We start from the raw sequence: 18458 nt of genomic DNA on the forward strand, positions 1-18458 counted from the left end.
AAGAACCGTTTCGGGGAAGAATTCTTCCCCGAAACAGACGACATTAATGATAATTTTATGAATTTAGCGATGTCCTAAAAAAGGGAAGGCTACAGTTTATTCTGGAAAGTTCCTTTTCAATGGATTTAGTTAACCAAGATGCAGTGCTAAAAACTGCTAAAGGACCATCAACTATTATTGCTAGTCTCCTTAAAGTTTTATACCACCCTCCTTCCTTATTTTCTTTAAATTCCAAATTCCAAAGCCCAAATTCAAGTATCAAATACAAGTTCAAGCTCAAGTTCAAATTCAAAACTTCAAACCTGAAACCTGAAACCACAAACAATAAACACCAAACAACAAATTCCAAATTCCAAAATCCAAATTCAAGTTCAAGTTCCAAACCCGAAACCCTCAACCTGAAACCCCGAACCCCTAGTCCCTTTTTTTGCCGCGGCCTGTCATGGTGTCCACCAAGCCCTCTTGGAGATTCAGCCATAAATAATTGAAAAACGATTTGTCCTGCTTGCGTTCCACCTCAAAATCTCCATGTCGAAAGCCGTCCTCGTCCGTTTTGTTGCCGTCCTTGGTAAATAGGTTCACCACGGCCGTGAGCACTTTATTGACGCCCAAACGGTTCTTTTTAAGCACGGTAAACTCAAAGTTGTCGTATTTCATTTTCATGTCGCCCTTCGATTCCAGCTCGTTTCCGCTGATCGTAAAATAAAGCTGCTGCACCGTACCTTGCACCTCGGCACTCAAGTTCGATTTTAAAAACGGGTTGATGCTGGCCGATTGGAACTGCGATAGCTCACCCTTCACCAAAAAGGTATTGGCCTTGTTCCGCGGGTCAAACGACCAATCCAACCGAAACGGCCCATTGTCCATCAACTTGGCGTTGATATGGGCAGTTACCTCCCCTTCGCCCCATGAGTGCAGGTTCTGAACCGTGGCATCCAGTTGGGTAAATAGCAGGCTTTCAGGTTCAATATCGCGTTTTACCCGCTCCTCGTAGGTGATGGTCCCATCCGAAATTCGTACGGAATCCACTTGCAATGCCAAAGGCAGGTCGCGCAATGCTTGGTTGTAGAGTTTTTTATGGGATGTATCGTCCGGCAGTAATTTGTCGCGGTACACATCAAAGACAGGTTGCTCCAATTGTAGCGTTCCCAAATGAAAATAAGGAAGATCCTTGGAGGTACCCACATCCCAGTTTGTCAGTACGATGTTTTTGATGCCAAGGTTGTAGTGGTCATGCTCTTTGGCAAGTTGTTGGGACAAAGCTTTTTTGCCGTATTTGGTGCGTAGTGTAAATTGTTGCAGCTTCCCCTCGGTAGGGTTCAGTTGGATACGCTCAAAAGTGATGGTTTCCAACGGGCTTAGGTCGTAAAACCCATCGGAGCCCGTGAGTTCGTAAGAACCATAGTCTACGGGAAGGGATGGATTGTTGGATTTTTTTGGATAAATCAGGTCGTTTACTGCGATGTTGATATCTTCCAAACTAGCAGAACGCTGAGCGGAAGTATCTTTCATTACAAACGAACCTTTTTCAATAGTCAGTTGTTCGATGGTGATGGTTTGGGCAGATGTGTTGTTTTGGGAAGTAGAAGAAGTGTCCTTTTCTTTGGGTTGATAAGTAACGGAGGGAGATGAGATATGTAGTTCCGAAAGTGTAATGTTTTCCTTTTGCAATAAGGTCCAGTAGTGCAATCCCGAAAGTGTTACGGATTCCGCCTGAACCGCGATGTGTTGGTCTGGACTGCCGGCAGCAACTTGCCTCAGTCGGATGTTTCCCAAAAATACATTGGTGTTCAGCTCATCATAACGCAACTGATAGGCTTGGACTCCTTTGCTATTGAGCAGCGAAGTCACTTTTTGGTCGAAAAACCACTGTGCCGCTACGCTTGCCGAGATAATCAGCAGAAGGATTCCAATCCCGAGATAACGGGCTCTTTTCGATTGCGGCATGCGGATGAACGGATTTAAGTATGGAATGGTGCAGTTTAGTCTTCGTCTTCGATAAACTGCATCACTTCGGACGGAGTGTCTATTTGTACGGCTTGGTCACCGTTCACCAAAATGGGTTGGGTCACCGCTTTGGGGTTGTTTTCCATTAATTTTAACCAATCTTCATCATCGGGCAACTCTGGGTTTTTGCCGTATTTTTTTATAAAATCGGGATGTTCTGTATTAATGAGGTCTTTGATGGGCTTGCCCAACAGTTTGGCCAGTTCGGTCCATTGCGTGCCCGTAACCTTGGTTTTGGAAAGGTCGATGTCCAATACTTTTTTCTGGGAAGATTTGAGGTAGGCCAAGGTCTGCATGCCTTTATTGGTCTCGGCATTGTAAAATAGTTTGATTTCCCGTTTGTTGGTGGCTATTACTCCCATGTCATCCGTCATTTAAATAAACTTTTTTATAAAATACCACATTTTTGACGGTTCGGCTTAACGTTATCCATTTTTTTCGTGTCGTAAAACGGATAAAAAAAACGGGGCAATTGCCCCGCTTTCTCATCAAACTATCCGAATGGTTACTGCTAGATGGGTTTTATCCACAGCAAATGTTGCCAATGGCGCCTTTCCTTGAGGACCAAGGCAATGTTCACTGCGAACAAACCAAAGGTTTGAAACAGTTCTGGTAATTCATCCGATTCCAAAAACAAATGGAACAGGAAAATATGCAGGGTGATGGGCAGCAGGAATAGGGCTCCTACAAAACTGGTGCCTTGCAGGATCAACAAGAGTCCGAACAGCAGTTCGCATATTCCCAGTACTTCCCAAAAGTAGCCCGTTTGTTTGGCCCCGCTGATGTACAAAATCTTCTGCAGGGTATTTTCCTTCTCGGGAGAGGTGAACTTTTCGGCTTTTTCCACCACCTCTACAGGGGTTGGGATGGGCTTTTGGAACTTTTGGATGCCCCCATAGATCATAAATCCGCCCAATAGCAGCCGCAATACAATGTAAACAATGCTTATGGGTTTCATATTAGTTGGCGTTTAGTGAGGTTTCCCCATCGTTTGGATTGTACACAAAATTGAAGGTGTACACTCGGGATTCATCCGTAAAGGCATCTGGTTCTGCGGGTGCATCGCGGTAGTAGCTCAAAATCTCCACTTTGGCATACTTTCCATTGTGGGTGCGGAACACCAAAACCCGTCCCGGAATCGGGGTTACGGTAAAGGTGGCGGAGTTGTAGTTGTACCACCCTTCTTGGCTTCCTGTGGGAATGGCAAAGGCACCGTCGGCATCTACCTCAAAGGTGAGTCCCTCCGCGGTGGTCACATCGGTAAATAAACCGGATTCAATGGCCGCCCCAGCGTTTCCGTTTCTAGCGGGCTCGTCGTTGGTTCCCGTCACGGTTCCTCCGTTCACGGCAATGGTGGTTCCCCTAAAGGCAATATCCCAATCGGTTTCACTATCGGTAACCTCACCGGTCTCAAAACTGAATTTGGTGAACGGGCCACCAATCGGTTGTCCTTGACCTCCTGTTTGCGGAGCCTCCAAGTTTTCGACGGTAGCGCTCACCAAATTGGCCAATACGCTAAAAGAAGCCGTCACTTCCCGGGAAGTCCCATTGGCGGAAAGGGTCACGGCTCCTGAAGTGGCCCCGTTGGGAACAGTGGTAACGATTTGGGTGCTGGTTGCCGAGCTGATGGTCGCCGCTACGCCACCAAAAGTCAAGCTGATATCCGAAGCCTCGGGGAAATTGGTTCCGGTAATGGTAATTTCGGTGCCTACGGTTCCCGATTCTGTGCTTATGGCGGTCACGGTAAAATCCGTCATGCCACCGTCGTTGTCTTCGCTACAGGCAACAAAGGCAAAGAGTAGGGCTAAAAGGCTGAATAGTTTTAGGGTTGTTTTCATGTAATCTTGGTTTTAAAATTGAATATTAAGTCTTGCAAATAATTGTATTCCGGGATTGATCAATTGTTCATTGTCCTGCGATGCCAAAGGATTGGACCCTTGAAAGTCCAACAGATTATTGGCGCCCAGTTGCAATTCGTAGTGTTTAAAAAATGTTTTTCCGAAGGAAAGGTTTACCAAGGCGTAGCCATCAACAAAGGAGTTGTCCAGCTCGTCGAGTACATCATTTCCATTGCGGTCGGTGAGTCCAAAACGACTGCGGTACACTACGCGTAGGTTGGCATTGGCGCCCCATTCGGGCAATTCGTAAAAAGCTTTGAAGTTGAGGGTGTGCCTCGAACGGTTTTCGAGCCCAAAGTAATCGCTGCGGTCCAATCGGATGGTTTCCAACGTTTGCTGGTCACGGGCAAAGACCTCCCCATTTTCAATGGCATCCTCCTTATCCTTGTCGAACGCGTACAGCAATTGGTAGCCTGCGGACAGGTCCAAATTTTCAAGAACCTTGTATTGAAGGTCTACCTCAAGGCCTTGGGTGTACACGCTTTCGCGGTTGATGTACCCGAACACATTTTGACCATTGGTCTTGGCCGCCAAGATGCGGGTATCGATAAGGTTGGTAAAATCGTTTCGAAAGAAATTTACATCACTTCGAAATTGTCCTTTTTTAAAGCCCACCCCCAAGTTGATGCCCACTGAACTTTCGGCATCCAGGCGTTCCCCAAGGTCGTTGGGGTCCACGGCAAGGTTGGCCACTTCATCATTTTCCTGCAAGCGTTGAATGGCTGCGGCTTCCACTTCCTTTCCAAAAACGGAATAGCCACCACCTGCGGCATTGGTAAAGTCAAGGTAGAGCTGACGGAAGTCGGGGGCCTTAAAACCACTGCCCGCGGAGCCCTTTACGGACCAATATGCGGAAAGGTCGTAGCGGGCGGATAGTTTTGGGCTTAGTTGGGAATTGTACTCACTGTGATTGTCGAAGCGGGCCCCTGCGATAATGTTGAGTTTCTCAAGCAGTTTAAAGTCGTATTGAGCGTAAACATATTGGGAGTTGAAGGTGATGTTTTCCGCAAAAAGCGAACGCTCCAAATTTTCAAGATTGTAACCGGCGCCCACCGTTACCGTGTTATCCGAACTGAAGGCGTGGTTAAAGCGTACTTCGGGACGGAAGAGTTTTTGGTTGAAATCATTATCGAGCAGAATCTCATCGTTAATGGGGTCTACCGTTTGCTCGTTGGTGACATAATTGGTGTAGTATAGCTCGTATTCAAAGCTGGATTTCTTGCTCAATTCATGGTCCAATCGTAGGTGTACATTGCCATCACGCTCTTCACTGGTTCCTGAAGGAATGTCGAAATCCTGAAGAAAGTAACGCCCCGATGCAAAAGCCTTGAGTTGGTCGGACACATTAAAGTATACCCTTCCATTTAAGGTGTAGTTGAAAAACGGATTCACGGTTTGCCCCTCCGAGTTGGGAGTCAGATCAAAACCGTCGGTGCTCAATCGGTCCACAAAGAGCGAGTAGCCGAGGTCCCCTTTTCTTTGATTCAGGTTGATGGTGCTATTTTGATTGTTGAACGTTGCCGCGCGATGGGAAATCTGACCACTAATGTCATCGGTATTCGGTTTTTCTGTGATGATGTTGATGACCCCGCCCAGGGCTTCGGAACCAAAAAGACTCGAGGAGGGACCCTTGACCACTTCAATCTGTTTGATATTGCCAATGGCAAAACGACTCAAGTCCAGATTTCCGGAGCTTCGACCCACTGCGGGAACCCCGTCTATCAATATCATGACATAATCGGAAGCGATTCCTTGGATTTGTACCCCTTCGCCACCACCAATGGTTGCATCGGGAGTCATCACAATTCCGGTCTGTTCATTCAAGATTTCATTTAATCGGGTAACCCCGGAACGATTGATCTGTTCTTTGGGAATCAAGGTCACAGGAAGTGGGAGGGAGGAAAGTTGGCGCACCGTTCGGGTCGCCGTAACCACCACTTCATCCAGATTTTCGGTGATAATGGAGTCTTTTTGTTGGGTGGGGGATTCTTGGGCAGAGACCAAGCTGAGTGTTAAAAGTGTTGAAAATAAGAGGTAAATATTTTTATTTAGACTCATTCCATTTAAATTTGATGACAAATATATATTTAATTTTTATTCAATCTAAATAAGTTTAGTATTTTTGACCCGAATAAATTCTAAAACGATCAAATAGAAACTGATATGAAAAAAACAATCGCTTCATCGTTGCTTTTGGCTTTTGTAACCATTACGGCAACCTCTCAGGAAAAGAAAGAACTGGACCGCCAAGCCATTTTGGATATGTGTGGGTGTTACGACATTACCTTTAAGTACACCGAAACTTTCGCTCCGGAAATCGATTACGAAAAAAAGTTGGATTATACCGCTGGGGCATTGGAGTTGGCCTTGCCGATTGTGAATGAGGACAATGAAATCTCCATTCAACATTTGTTGGTAGTGAACGACACCATGGTCATTAAACACTGGAGGCAGGATTGGTTGTTTGAAAACCAAGCCGTCTACCATTACGACAAGGACAATAATTGGGTTTTCTCCAAATTGCCTTCCGATGCCGTAAATGGGCAATGGACACAAAAAGTCTATCAAGTGGATGATAGCCCACGATATTCCGGTTCTGCCACTTGGGTCCATGTTGATGGCAAGCATTATTGGGAAAATAAAAGTGATTCCCCATTGCCCCGCCGTGAATACACCAAACGTAGTGATTACAATGTCATGAAGCGAGGCAATCGCCAAGAAATCACTAGCTATGGATGGGTACACGAGCAGGATAACGACAAGGTCCTACGAAAAGATGGTGAAGGAGATGTACTGATTGCCCAAGAGAAAGGATTCAACATCTACACCAAAGTGGATGACAGCAAATGCCAGTTAGCAAAAGATTGGTGGGACGACCACAAAGACTTCTGGGCAAATGTGCGGGACGCTTGGGATGAAGTGTATAATCGTGAAGGCGATTTGACCTTATTGAAAAAGGTGGACGAAAAACCTATTTTCATGCATTTCTACGGTCTGGAGGAGAAAGGTGCTACCAAGGCGGAAGTGTTGGAGACCATCAATAAATTTGTAGTGAACACCCCTGTAAATAGCAATGTTGAGGGCCAATAGCATTCAGTATATAAGTGCCATGGTGATACTGTCCACCTTGTTTTTATTCGGATTCAAGGTGGATAAGATATCGCCAAAGCTACAAGAGAAAATCAACAGTGCGGTGACAGGCACCTACGAAGTTGCCGATTTCACCATGAACTGGGTGGACATTACGCCCGAACTGAACCAAAAAACCCCATCCGAATTGGGCGGCGACAACTTGTTCGAAGTGGTGTCGCAAGGAAAAAGTTTGGGATACGTTTACGTGGGCGTGGCCCCAAGTCTCAAGAAAACTTTTGATTACGTAGTGCTTTTTGACGCGGATATGAGCATTAAAAAATCCAAAATACTCATTTACCGCGAGGACCATGGACGCCAAGTGGGCAGCCAGCGTTGGCTAAAACAATTTATTGGTAGAAAATCGGGGGAAACCTTGGTGTACGGAAGGGACATTGACGGTATTTCCGGTGCAACGGTCTCTGCCAAATCCATGACCTTGGCCGTAAGCCAAGTGTTGGAGAGTATGGAGATCCTAAAGGAAAGCCAAGTTTTTAACTAAGTGTTTTTAAGTTTAGTAATGTTAAGGAGCCATCCAATTTCGGGTGGCTTTTTTTTGGTCTAGATGATTTCCATCAAATAGCCATAAAACAGGCCAGAAAGAATGGCCAAACCAAAGCTCAATAGGGTTCCGATAAGTACATATTCTGTGAGTTTTCGGTTCTTGCCCTTGTTGAGGTCGCCAAAACGGAACACGGATTTTGCAGCGATTAAAAGTCCAATGGCCGCCCATTGCTGCATCAGGATAAAACCAAATACAAAAAGGCGCTCCAACATGCCGATATAGGTGCCTGCATTTTTGAGGGAACCTCCTTCGCCCGTAGGGTCGTCCTTCGCAACTTCATCAATATAAGGTGCCAACAACATGCGCATCAGGATACCCGACACGTAGGTAACAAACACCAAAAAGGTGATAAGCAATAAGGTCTTTTCATCCCAGAAAAAGCTAACATCAATTTGAAAAGGGGATAGCCAGTACAAAACACTGCCCAAGACGAATAAGTGCAACAACTGATCTACCACAAATAGCCAACGGTAGTTTTTGGGATTGGTGAGGGATAACTTTCCCAAATCTATCAGAAAGTGGGTCACCACGATTACCGTAATGGCCCCAATATGTTTGAATTGCAGTAAGAGCAGGAGGGCCAAAAGATGTACCCCGATGTGAGCATACAAATATTTGGAACGTCCCTTTTTCTTCAGCTTGTCCTCGACCCAATGCCCGGGTTGAAGAACAAAGTCCCCGATAAAGTGGGCAAGCAGTAGTTTTAGGGCCAAAAGCATCATAATTGGGCGAGTTGTGCTTTGTAAAAATGAATCATTTTTTGGACTTCATCAAATCCTGCCTTATTTAATTCCTCACTTATATTACCTTGTGATTTGTTCAGAAGTGCCGCCAGTTCCTTTTGATTCAGCTTAGGGTTTTCTATGGCACACTTTACGGTTTTGGAAATGGCCGGTGTCCAATCATCCATGGTCAACAAAGCCAATTCCAAGAGAAGGTTGATATGTCCATCGAACGTTTCATTGCTGGTTTGTAGTCCGAGATTTTGTTTTTTTAGCTTTTCAAAACATTCACCGGAATGGACAAAGGCAGGGCCATTGGATTCGGTAATCTTTGGTGCATCGTAGTTTTTTTCGCCCAGTCCAATGCCAATACGAACATCCAATGGTCGAATTTGCTTGATGCTGGCCTTGATATGGATGGCGGCTTCCAATGCTGTTTCTGCGGTGGTCTGTAATTGAAAGCTGTCACCGCGGTATATTTCCCAATCTTTGGGCTCTTTGCCATATTGCGAAAGTACCTCTTTTAAAAGGGGCAACCATGTACTGGCTTTATGTTCCGAGGAGTTTTTGATGTCTCCGGTGAGAATGGCTATCATGATATTCTTGATTTAAATATCTGTTTATATGTAGATAATTAATTATATCTGTAAAAAAGCAGATAATCAAATATATCTGTAAAAAAGTAGATAACCAAGTATATCTGTAAAAAAGCCATAAAAAAAGAAACCGCGACCATGGCAGGCGCGGCTTCTTAAATCAACAAAAAACACTATCCTCTTCTCCCTCTCTCCTGCATTCTTTTACTGCCATGCATTTTTTTGTGATGGGTGAACTTTTTCCAAGTCTCATACTGTTTGTCGTTCAGTATGTCTTTCATTTTTTCCTGAAGGGTTATTTGACGGTCCAAACGTGCGTTGGCCATTTCAAATCGCTCTTCGGAGGATGGTTTTTCCCATTCCCCGTTTTCTTTCGCCGCCTTTATCTCGTCCCATTTCTCTTTTTTGAACTTGGCGTTTTCCAGATTAATGTTGTACACTTTGTCCTGCTGTGTCTTGGTCAGGTCCAATGCCAAGACCATGTGTTTGGTTTGCAGGGTGGCCATTTGCTCTGCGGTCATGTCCATTTGGGGACCTTTGCGCATTTGTTGGCCATCATGTCTTTGTGCGGTCGCGCCGATACTTATCAGCAAGACCAATGTTACTGCTAATCGTTTCATAAACTTAAATTTTAATGATATGCTTTGGACAAAGCGGCTGTCCAAAGGTTTAACCATCAAAACTGGGTTTGTGATGCTTTTAACAGTTCAAAAAGGGTAAGGGAATGAACTACTTGATTTCTTCCTCAAGCTTTTTCTTAGAATCATCGGTATACTTGTCGGCATCCTCAAATTGGGTCTCGACATAGCTTTTTGAATTGAGATGTTCCTGGAAGTTGTCGTGTTGCTCTACTACGTAATAAAGAGCCGAAGCTGCCACGAAGCCGCAAAAGTAGAGTAAGCTTTTAGTTTTGTAGTTCATGATGTGAGATTTGGGATTACTAAAGTAATCAATACGAAGGGAAATCCCACCTATATGTTGTGAAACTACTTTTGGCTGATGTGAAGGGATAAAAAAACAAGGTGTGATCGATGAATGCACCGACCACACCTTGAAGATCTAATTTATTGTTCTTGTCCGGAGGCCTATTTGGGCTCCAATATTAGGTCGATACGCTCCATGGCATCCTGCAAATGGTAGCGGCTCATGGTATCCGAGATTCGGGCCAGGCCATTTCTGATATCCCTTTTCAGATTGTTCAGCTCAGCTCTTGCCACCGAACGGATGTCCGATTGGCTGGTATTGATGGGCGTTGATTTTCTATACCCACCAAAGTCAGGCATTTTATCTTGACTTTCAGCGGTCATCAAATACTCCAAACGGTCGATATGCGCTTTTTGAAGGTTCCTTCGGTAGGTATCGATGGTTCTTCCGGTTCTGGTCTCCGACCATATTCCTTTTCTAAGGTCGCTCATCATTTCCACCAAGCTATAGGCTTCTTTGCCGTGTAGGGTCTCCGCTTCGATTAGGCGTGCCAGTTTGCCCAAATGCAGCATGGTGTTCAGGTAGCGCTCTTGGGTGTAACGGATGCGTTCCACCGACCCAGAGTATTCAATTTTATTGAAGATGTTGGGCTCGATCAACCACTCCGGGGTTTCAAAAAGTTGCTCTTGCATAAAATTCATGGCCCGCTTTTGGTGCGCTTTGCTTACGGGCGTATAAACGGCGCCTTCTTGATCTGCAGTTTTAAGGTATTCGTATACGCCACCAATGTTGTTGGCCACGTGCCCCATATATCTACGGAACTGGGCCACCACGTGACCGTACATGGTTTCCAAGTCGTCATAGTCCTCGCCTTTTTCCGTGGTCCAGTCCATAAGATTGGGAACTATGCGCTTTAGGTTTTCGATTCCATAAAGGCTGGCTTTAATGGCATCGTCCCCTAAGTCTTCGGTTTGGGAGCTCGGATCGTGGATATCGCCCACTTGCTGATGCCCAAATCGGTACATGGGGTCGCCGGCATGTTCCAAAATCCATGCGTTGAGTACTGGTTTTTCCTCTTCCGCTGTTTTGTCCAAAATAGGTCTGTATCCCCATTTAATGGCATACTTGTCATAAACGCCAATATCGGGCATAAGGGCCACGCCTTCGTCACCGGGTTGTGCCACATAGTTGAAACGTGCATAATCCATAATGGAGGGCGCAGTTCCATATTTTTGCGTGAAACTCGCAGAGCGCAGGGAATCAACGGGGTAGGCCACGCTGCTTCCCATGTTGTGCGGAAGCCCTAGTGTGTGCCCTACTTCGTGGGAGGACACAAAGCGTATCAGTCTACCCATAATTTCCTCCTTGAACTGGGTTTTTTGTGCTTCTGGATTGATGGCGGCGGTCTGTACAAAAAACCAACCCCGTAGCAAGCTCATTACATTATGGTACCAGTTGATGTCCGATTCCAAGATTTCACCACTTCGTGGATCACTTACGTGCGGACCGTTGGCGTTTGGAATGGGGGAGGCCAGATAGCGTACCACCGAATAGCGCACGTCCTCGGGAGACCATTCTGGGTCTTCTTCGGGTGATGGCGGGTCTTTGGCGATAATGGCATTTTTGAACCCGGCCGCTTCAAAAGCGACCTGCCAATCTTCGATACCTTGTTTAATGTAGGGTACCCATTCTTTTGGGGTGGCCCTATCCACATAATACACAATGGGCTTTTTGGGCTCTACCAATTCGCCTGCCTTGAATTTTTCAATGTCCTCGTCCTTCACTTCAAGTCTCCAACGGTCTAAATAGGTCACCGTTTTGCTTTCTTGGGCATCGAGGCCATAATCCACCTGTCCTCGGGCAAACCATCCTACGCGTTCGTCAAAATAACGGCGCTTCATGGGTTCTTTGGGCAGTAGGATCATCGAATTATTGATTTCCAACGAAATGGACCCAAGGCTTTCGTTGCTTGGCGGATCGTTGGAGAGGTATGTTTTTACGTGGCGTGCCTCAATGTTCAAGGGATAACTTTTGATGGACTCGATATAGCTTCTATCCCCGTCCAAACGGCTTACTTTGAACCTTTTTCGGTAACCATCGGGAAAGCCAAGTGCCTGCACATCCTTGGTAAACAAAGGATCTATTTCGATCACGGTTGCAGGGTTCAGCGAATCTTTTTTGTTGATGGCCTGAATATCGAAGGCAAAAAGTACTGGCTCAAAGTTAGAGTTGACCACGGCTTCGTGAACGGGAAGTGAGTCGGCAGCCACATTCTCGTAAGAAGCGACACGCAAGAGCACCTTTTTGTCTTTTTTCTCCCAGCGCAATACTTGGGTGTTGATTTTTCCACCACCAAAGCCGATACCGGTAGCGGTTTTGGAGATTCGGCTTACCATAAGCATTTCGCGCCCGAACAAGGAATCCGGGATTTCATAAAACTGCTTGTCGTCCACGGTGTGCACGCTAAAGAGTCCTTCATCGGTCTTGGCGTTTTTGGTAATGACTTCATCATAAGCTTTGATGTCGCCAGCCTTGGGTTTTTCCTTTTTTTGTTCGGTTTCTTTCTTTTTCTTTTTGAAGAGTTGGGCTTCCGCAGTTTGAAGGGAGCCCAAAATCATAATGACTAAAAGTAGTCGAGGTAGTAAATTTTTGATCATTATAGGGTGGTTTGAATAACTAAAAGATTCAAAGAACCTAAAAATCGGCAGAACTAACTGTTAAATAAATATTAACGGCACTTTTTTTAACGTAAGTGCCCAACCTTTGGGAGTCCTGCCTTTTACTGATGTTTTGGAGTGAAACACCTTGTTTTTCGGGGGCTAACGGACATTTAGTTTTCGTAAAAAAATCCTAAATACTGTAACGTTTTGGTTTTTGAATAGTCTTATAGGCATATCATCAATCACAAAATTCAATCAAAAAATGAACAAGTTATTAGTAATTTATGGAAGTGTCCTATTAAGTAGTACCGCCATAGCCAACGACCAACAAAATGCCAAGGTGGCCGAGCTCCAATCGGAGACACTTGGTAGTTTAGAGAACAGTTTAACGACATTGAACATCAATGCCGATGTAAACGATTCAACTTCGGGAATGGGCGAATATGCCTCCTACGAATTGAATTTGGATGAAGTAGTTTATATAGAGGATGAGCCCGAACTGGATTTGGGATTTGATACCTCCGATTATCTACCAGAGGGTTTTGACCCTTACAAAAGCTACTTTGATCTGAATTCCATCATATACCTCGAAAACAACGTTGAACTAGAACTAGGTTTTGATACCAAAAGGTACTTGCCGGAGCACTTTAATCCTTACAACGAGGTAGTGGATGTACATTCCATCAACTATATGGAAGAGGAGGATATGGAACTTGGATTCGATACCAAGGACTATTTGCCAGAGGACTTTTCCCCTTATGAGGTGTACGTGAACTTGAAGGCAATTCCTTATATGGAAAGCGATGTGGAGCTTGAATTGGGCATTAACAGCGAATACTTGTTGCCCGAAGGTTTCAATCCGTATACCGATGTCATTGCCGTTACTTCCATCAACTATATGGAAGATGAAGAAATGGATTTGGGTTTTGATACGTCCAAGTATCTCCCAGAAGGTTTTGATCCCTACTCAGGATCAATACAGTAAAATGTTCATCATTTTACAACTTATTTGAGTTAGCTATGAAAAACCCCTCGTCGGAGGGGTTTTTTAGTTTTCCGTAACTGCCCATCTGTTAACGAAATCTATATAAGTGTCTGGTTAACATAAATATAACATGGACGTTTTTGTGGAATAATTTTCAATGAAAAAGGTTTTTATGTGCGAATTATTTCATGATTTGGCCTTTTGGCTGCGATAATTTCACTCTTTGCAGCATTACCGGCCTTAACGCAGTCAAACGAAGGTCTTGCCCGCTTCGTTAACAAAAGGCTAATTACAATATTCTTCACAAAAAAGGGTTGTAAGTTTGTACCTAACAAAGAGTTACGTGCCACTTGTGGCAAAAGCAAGTAGCGTAAGTTAAGTTAGTTTCTTACATTTTTTTGAGTTAGTTAGTTTGTGAAAATGCCCTTCCGCCCGGAGGGGCATTTTTAGTTTAGAACAATAGCGGAATCACAAATTGGAACACCAAAATAAGCAGTACCACAGCAATCAAGTTTAGGATAACGCCTACACGGGCCATTTGAGGTATTTTGACGTAACCGCTGGCAAAGACAATGGCATTTGGCGGTGTGGCCATGGGCAGCATAAAGGCACAGCTGCTCGCAATGGTCACAGGAATCAGTAGGTGGAGCATGGGAATATCCAAACCAATGGCAATACCTGCTACAACAGGTGCTAGTACAGCCACGAGGGCCACGTTGCTCATCAACTCGGTCATGAACAGCATTAAAAAAATCAATAGGGCAGCGGTGAACAAAACACTTACCTCGCTTTGCGCAATGGCGTTGGCGACCATATCCACAATGCCACTGGCAGACATGCCTTGGGCCAAGGCCAAACCTCCACCAAAAAGAATCAAGATGCCCCAGGCCAATTTGGAGGTGTCCTGCCAGATGATGATAAAATCTCCTTTTTTAATATTGTATGGAATGGCGAAGAGGGCAATGGCAGCCAAAATACTGATCATGGTATCCGTAATTCCCAAACTGGGGAAAATGCCATTGATCAAGGTTCTGAAAATCCACAGGAACACCGTCACCCCAAAAATGGTGAGCACCATTTTTTCCTTGCCCGAAGTGGGGCCCAATTTTTCCAGCTCTGCATGAATCACTTCCTTGGACGCACTGAATTTTAAATCCCGGTTAGGAAACATCCATTTGACTAGCACCAGATAACAAATGGCAATCATGATGATGGAAAAGGGCAATCCAATCGTCATCCATTTCAGAAAAGAAATTTCAGTGTTGTATTCATTTTCCAAAAGCCCGATCAATACGGAATTGGGTGGTGTGCCGATTACTGTAGCAATTCCCCCCGCATTGGCGGAAAAGGCAATGCCGAGCATTACGCTCAGCGCAAAATTTTGGTCGTTTTTGGTAAAACCGTCCTCGTCGTTGATCAATAAATTGATGACGGAAAGGGCTATGGGCAGCATCACCACGGTGCTTGCCGTATTACTGATCCACATGCTCAAGGTAGCGGTGGCAATCATAAAACCCAGAATCACCTTATTGGGAGTGGTGCCCGTCAGTTTAATGATATTGAGCGCAATCCGTCGGTGCAGATTGACTTTTTCCAGTGCCAAGGCCATGACAAAGCCTCCAAAAAACAGGAACACAATGGGACTGCCGTAGTTGGCTCCCACCTCTGCAATGGGGAGTACATTTAAAATAGGCATCAAAAGCAACGGAAGCAGTGCGGTCACCGATATGGAAACCGCTTCGGTAATCCACCAAATCAGCATCCAGGCCGCTATGGCAATTACGGGGTCGCCTTTTTCGGATACCATTTCAAAAGGCAACAGGTTCAGTATCAGGAAAGCGATAGGCCCAAGGGCCAATCCAATTTTTTTGCTTAGCTCCATTGGGGTTCTAAGCTAGGATTTTTTGATAAAAGATAAAAATAAAGAAGCCCCGTGATGGGGCTTCCAAAATAAAAAATGAAACGGAATATCTTTATTTTAAAGAAATACTAGCCCTGGCAAATAGAAATCTACCCCCAATTCCGAATTGTTGTGCTCTTCTTGACCAGTCAAAACGCCCATCACTTCGATTATTTCCACCATCGGCTAAAACCTCTGCGGCTCTATCTGGGTAAATATCAAATAGGTTGTTGGCTCCAACGGTAAAAGTTAACGAAGGAGTGAACTTATATCCTATGGATAAATCGGTCACCACCTGTGTCCCAAATATTTGTTGCGTATCCACATTGGTAGTGGCCTCTGTAACTTCACCAAAATATACATTTCGTAAAAAGAAAATCAGCTTATCAGAGCTTAGGCTATTGGATAAATTAACTTTGGTTCTAGGAACAGCCTCTTCCAAATAAACCCTGCTATCTTCTGGAAAATAAGTGTCTACCAATCCTGCATTTTTTAAAACTTCTGAGGCATTTATATCTCCTACTTGTCTTGTTTCGGAAAAGGTACCTGCCAAATCGGAATTTAACCTCCAATTGGCCCCAAGCTGTGCCTTATGCGTAATGACAACATCTAATCCTTTCGATTCGGTGTCGATTGCATTTGCAAAGAAAGATGCAGCAGTAGCATTTGCTTGTCCTAAAAGGTTATCAAGTTCCGAGCCATTTCCTGGTCCTTGGAATTGCCCTGTATAAACTACCCTATCGTCAATTTTTACAAAATAACCGTCCACCGTAAAAGTTAAGTTGGCATCGGGGATTTTAGCCGTTACTCCCAAACTAACACTTTGAGACGTTTCCTCCTTAAGTTTTGGAATGCCCAAAAGCTGAGCTGCCCTACTGTCATTTGCAAAGGTGCCAACCTCTTGAGGGTTACCGTTCTGGTCAAAAATGGTTGATGTCGAATTAAAGTTTATTTGGTGTAGCGAAGGAGCTCGGAATCCAGTGTTTGCCGCAGCACGCATATTTATATTATCAGAAATTTTGTACCGGGTGGCTAGTTTAAAATTGATAGTAGACCCAAAGTCGCTGTAGTTTTCAAATCTAGTTGCAAAACTCGCCAAGAATTTCTCCGTGAAATCAGCCTCAACATCAAAATAGCCAGCAATACTGCTTCTTCCCCTAGAAAGTTCGTTGCTCGGACTAAAACCAGGAAAAACCTGAGACCCACCAGGTCTTGCATTTCCAAAGAAATCTTGGGATGGTTGTTGCGAAGCCAGTCTAATTACTTGGCCATCTGCCGTGTATTGAGAATATGACGCCTCTTCACCTGATTCAATACTGTAGTTTTCTACCCTATATTCCGCTCCAAAAGCGATGTTCATGCCAGACATTGCGTTATCAAAAAATTGATTGACATCCAAGTTGGTAGTGTTTTGACTAAAGGCAAAACCTCCAGCATCAAAGATAGTGGGAGAGGAGCTTTGTAAAGAAGCATTGAAGGTATTCCCAATGGTGTACAGAAAGGAATTTTTACCATAGGTCTTGCTAAAATCTACATTCCAATCCCCGACCATTCCTTTAATGCCTGCGGAGAAAGAACGGTCTCTAATAGTGGAATTGATCTCGGGTAAAAATCCATTGATGTAAGCTGGTGTATACGTTCTACTTTGATTTGGAAGTCGATAGAATCCTGCAGAATTCCCCGTTCTTGAGCTAATACCGGCAAAAGAGTACAGTTCTGTACCCTTATCATCCAAGGGTAGGGCAAAGTTGGCAAAAAACCGACCACCTCTCAGGGCAGACTGACCAACACGCATGTTGAAATCACTTCTTTGCAACCCACGTGCTGCCAATTCCGCTTCAGTATTATCTGCTGATAAAATGGGTTGAAGTTCTTCTTTGGTAGTAGCTCCGTTCAGATTAATACTGGCCTGATTTGCATACTGAATTACATCTGCGACATCGTCGTCCAATAAATTGGATAGATCATAACCGTCTTGACTAGCAAAGCGTTCTACGGTGTTGTATAGATTAAAAATAGTGCCTTCCCATTCTTTCATGCGATTGTAATCTTCACGGACGTCAAAATCTCCAGAGAATGTGACGTAACCTCCATTTTTACCTAGAGGCAAACCATAACTGGCCGCAAAGTTTGTGGTTTCCCCATCTACACCCCCATTTTGTCCGTTTGCATTTTTGGAAAAATTGGCACCACTTGTAACTGTCGCTGTCAATTCGTTAACTGTGGTGTTCAGGACGATATTGATTACACCGGCAATGGCATCAGAACCGTATTGTGCTGCTGCACCATCTCTGAGCACTTCAATTCGCTTAATTGCTGAAGCTGGAATTGCATTTAAATCGGTACCAACACTTCCACGGCCAAAAGTACCGTTCACATTGATTAAAGAGGAGGTATGCCTTCGTTTCCCATTGATTAAAACCAATACTTGGTCTGGTCCAAGTCCCCTTAAAGAGGCAGGGTCAATGTGGTCAGTCCCGTCAGAAATGGTTTGCGTGTTAGAGGTGAAGGATGGTGCCACATAGTTTAATATTTGATTTAAATTTACCTGCGGAGCAACATTATTAAGTTCCTTTATATCAATAACATCTACAGGAACAGTGCTTTCGGTTGCCGTTCGATTTGGATTTCTAGAACCAACAACCACGACATTTTCCAGTTCCAGCCCAGCTTCCAAGGTAATATTAAGAGTGCTACCCGTTACGATTGCTTCTTTGGAGTTGAAGCCAACATAAGAGAACACCAAGATGTCGCCTTCATTGGCTTCTATGGCATAATTCCCATCAAAATCGGTGATGGCTCCTGTTTGAGTTCCTTTGACTCGGACCGAGGCTCCAGGTAAGGGCACGTTTTGGTCGTCATAAACGGTTCCGGTTACCTCTTGTGCCATACCGGTAAACGATACCAACAGCACAAAAAGGAATGCAAATTTCATTCTTTTCATTTAAATAGGTTTTAGTAAGATTATTGGGGTATGCTGCTGGAAATTTCCTTCTGATTATGAAGAAAACTGTCGAAAGATAGAACTTTTTTTAAAAATAAAAACCCCAGCACTTGATTCAAAGTACAGGG

General features: G+C 44.4%; 16 protein-coding genes. 3 read left to right on the top strand and 13 right to left on the bottom strand.

The genetic code is table 11. The features are described from left to right. Positions 1 to 55: 55 nt before the first annotated feature. From GGE08_RS15685 to GGE08_RS15710, 6 genes are all read right to left on the bottom strand, one after another. A complete protein-coding gene (locus tag GGE08_RS15685) occupies positions 56 to 478 on the bottom strand; it encodes a hypothetical protein (protein WP_179385833.1) in 423 nt (140 codons plus the stop codon). Next, on the bottom strand, positions 415 to 1947 hold the full coding sequence (locus GGE08_RS15690) for a DUF748 domain-containing protein (RefSeq protein WP_179385834.1): 1533 nt from the start codon (positions 1945 to 1947) through the stop codon (positions 415 to 417). The genes GGE08_RS15685 and GGE08_RS15690 overlap by 64 nt, the downstream gene beginning before the upstream one ends. Before the next feature lie 35 nt (positions 1948 to 1982). After that, the gene (locus GGE08_RS15695; RefSeq protein ID WP_257024058.1) at positions 1983 to 2381 is read right to left on the bottom strand and encodes an arsenate reductase family protein; all 399 of its coding nucleotides are present in this window, start codon (positions 2379 to 2381) and stop codon (positions 1983 to 1985) included. Between the two features lie 137 nt (positions 2382 to 2518). After that, positions 2519 to 2965: a DoxX family membrane protein gene (locus GGE08_RS15700; RefSeq protein WP_179385835.1), complete on the bottom strand. Its 447-nt coding sequence runs from the start codon at positions 2963 to 2965 to the stop codon at positions 2519 to 2521. A gap of 1 nt (position 2966) precedes the next feature. Next, positions 2967 to 3845, bottom strand: a complete 879-nt coding sequence (locus tag GGE08_RS15705) for an IPT/TIG domain-containing protein (RefSeq protein WP_179385836.1) — start codon at positions 3843 to 3845, stop codon at positions 2967 to 2969. Between the two features lie 12 nt (positions 3846 to 3857). After that, positions 3858 to 5963 carry a TonB-dependent receptor plug domain-containing protein gene (locus GGE08_RS15710; RefSeq protein ID WP_179385837.1) on the bottom strand — a complete coding sequence of 702 codons (2106 nt, stop codon included), beginning with the start codon at positions 5961 to 5963 and terminating at the stop codon, positions 3858 to 3860. 105 nt (positions 5964 to 6068) lie between these two features. Here GGE08_RS15710 and GGE08_RS15715 point away from each other — a divergent pair, with 105 nt between their 5' ends. Together GGE08_RS15715 and GGE08_RS15720 are read left to right on the top strand one after the other, a co-directional pair. After that, a complete protein-coding gene (locus GGE08_RS15715; RefSeq protein ID WP_179385838.1) occupies positions 6069 to 6995 on the top strand; it encodes a DUF6607 family protein in 927 nt (308 codons plus the stop codon). Beyond that, the gene (locus tag GGE08_RS15720; RefSeq protein ID WP_179385839.1) at positions 6979 to 7536 is read left to right on the top strand and encodes an FMN-binding protein; all 558 of its coding nucleotides are present in this window, start codon (positions 6979 to 6981) and stop codon (positions 7534 to 7536) included. Before GGE08_RS15715 ends, GGE08_RS15720 begins: the two co-directional genes overlap by 17 nt. A gap of 59 nt (positions 7537 to 7595) precedes the next feature. Here GGE08_RS15720 and GGE08_RS15725 read toward each other — a convergent pair whose 3' ends face one another. The 5 genes from GGE08_RS15725 to GGE08_RS15745 all read right to left on the bottom strand — a co-directional run bounded on the left by GGE08_RS15725 (position 7596) and on the right by GGE08_RS15745 (position 12498). Further along, the gene (locus GGE08_RS15725; RefSeq protein WP_179385840.1) at positions 7596 to 8321 is read right to left on the bottom strand and encodes a DUF3307 domain-containing protein; all 726 of its coding nucleotides are present in this window, start codon (positions 8319 to 8321) and stop codon (positions 7596 to 7598) included. After that, positions 8318 to 8917: a transcriptional regulator gene (locus GGE08_RS15730; protein ID WP_179385841.1), complete on the bottom strand. Its 600-nt coding sequence runs from the start codon at positions 8915 to 8917 to the stop codon at positions 8318 to 8320. Before GGE08_RS15730 ends, GGE08_RS15725 begins: the two co-directional genes overlap by 4 nt. A 173-nt stretch (positions 8918 to 9090) precedes the next feature. Further along, positions 9091 to 9537, bottom strand: coding sequence for a hypothetical protein (locus GGE08_RS15735; protein WP_179385842.1), 447 nt, complete (start codon positions 9535 to 9537; stop codon positions 9091 to 9093). A 109-nt stretch (positions 9538 to 9646) separates the two neighbouring features. Continuing rightward, positions 9647 to 9838, bottom strand: coding sequence for a hypothetical protein (locus GGE08_RS15740; protein ID WP_179385843.1), 192 nt, complete (start codon positions 9836 to 9838; stop codon positions 9647 to 9649). Between the two features lie 164 nt (positions 9839 to 10002). Then, on the bottom strand, positions 10003 to 12498 hold the full coding sequence (locus GGE08_RS15745) for a zinc-dependent metalloprotease (RefSeq protein WP_179385844.1): 2496 nt from the start codon (positions 12496 to 12498) through the stop codon (positions 10003 to 10005). A gap of 265 nt (positions 12499 to 12763) precedes the next feature. Here GGE08_RS15745 and GGE08_RS15750 point away from each other — a divergent pair, with 265 nt between their 5' ends. After that, on the top strand, positions 12764 to 13486 hold the full coding sequence (locus tag GGE08_RS15750; RefSeq protein ID WP_179385845.1) for a hypothetical protein: 723 nt from the start codon (positions 12764 to 12766) through the stop codon (positions 13484 to 13486). Positions 13487 to 13937: 451 nt separating this feature from the next. Here the strand turns inward: GGE08_RS15750 and GGE08_RS15755 are convergent, their stop codons facing one another. After that, complete coding sequence (locus GGE08_RS15755) at positions 13938 to 15368, bottom strand: DASS family sodium-coupled anion symporter (RefSeq protein WP_179385846.1); 1431 nt, start codon at positions 15366 to 15368, stop codon at positions 13938 to 13940. A 91-nt stretch (positions 15369 to 15459) separates the two neighbouring features. After that, positions 15460 to 18330 carry a TonB-dependent receptor gene (locus GGE08_RS15760; protein ID WP_179385847.1) on the bottom strand — a complete coding sequence of 957 codons (2871 nt, stop codon included), beginning with the start codon at positions 18328 to 18330 and terminating at the stop codon, positions 15460 to 15462. Between the last annotated feature and the right edge of the window lie 128 nt (positions 18331 to 18458).

It is taken from the genome of Allomuricauda sp. ARW1Y1 (assembly GCF_013407935.1).
Classification (GTDB): Bacteria; Bacteroidota; Bacteroidia; order Flavobacteriales; family Flavobacteriaceae; genus Flagellimonas.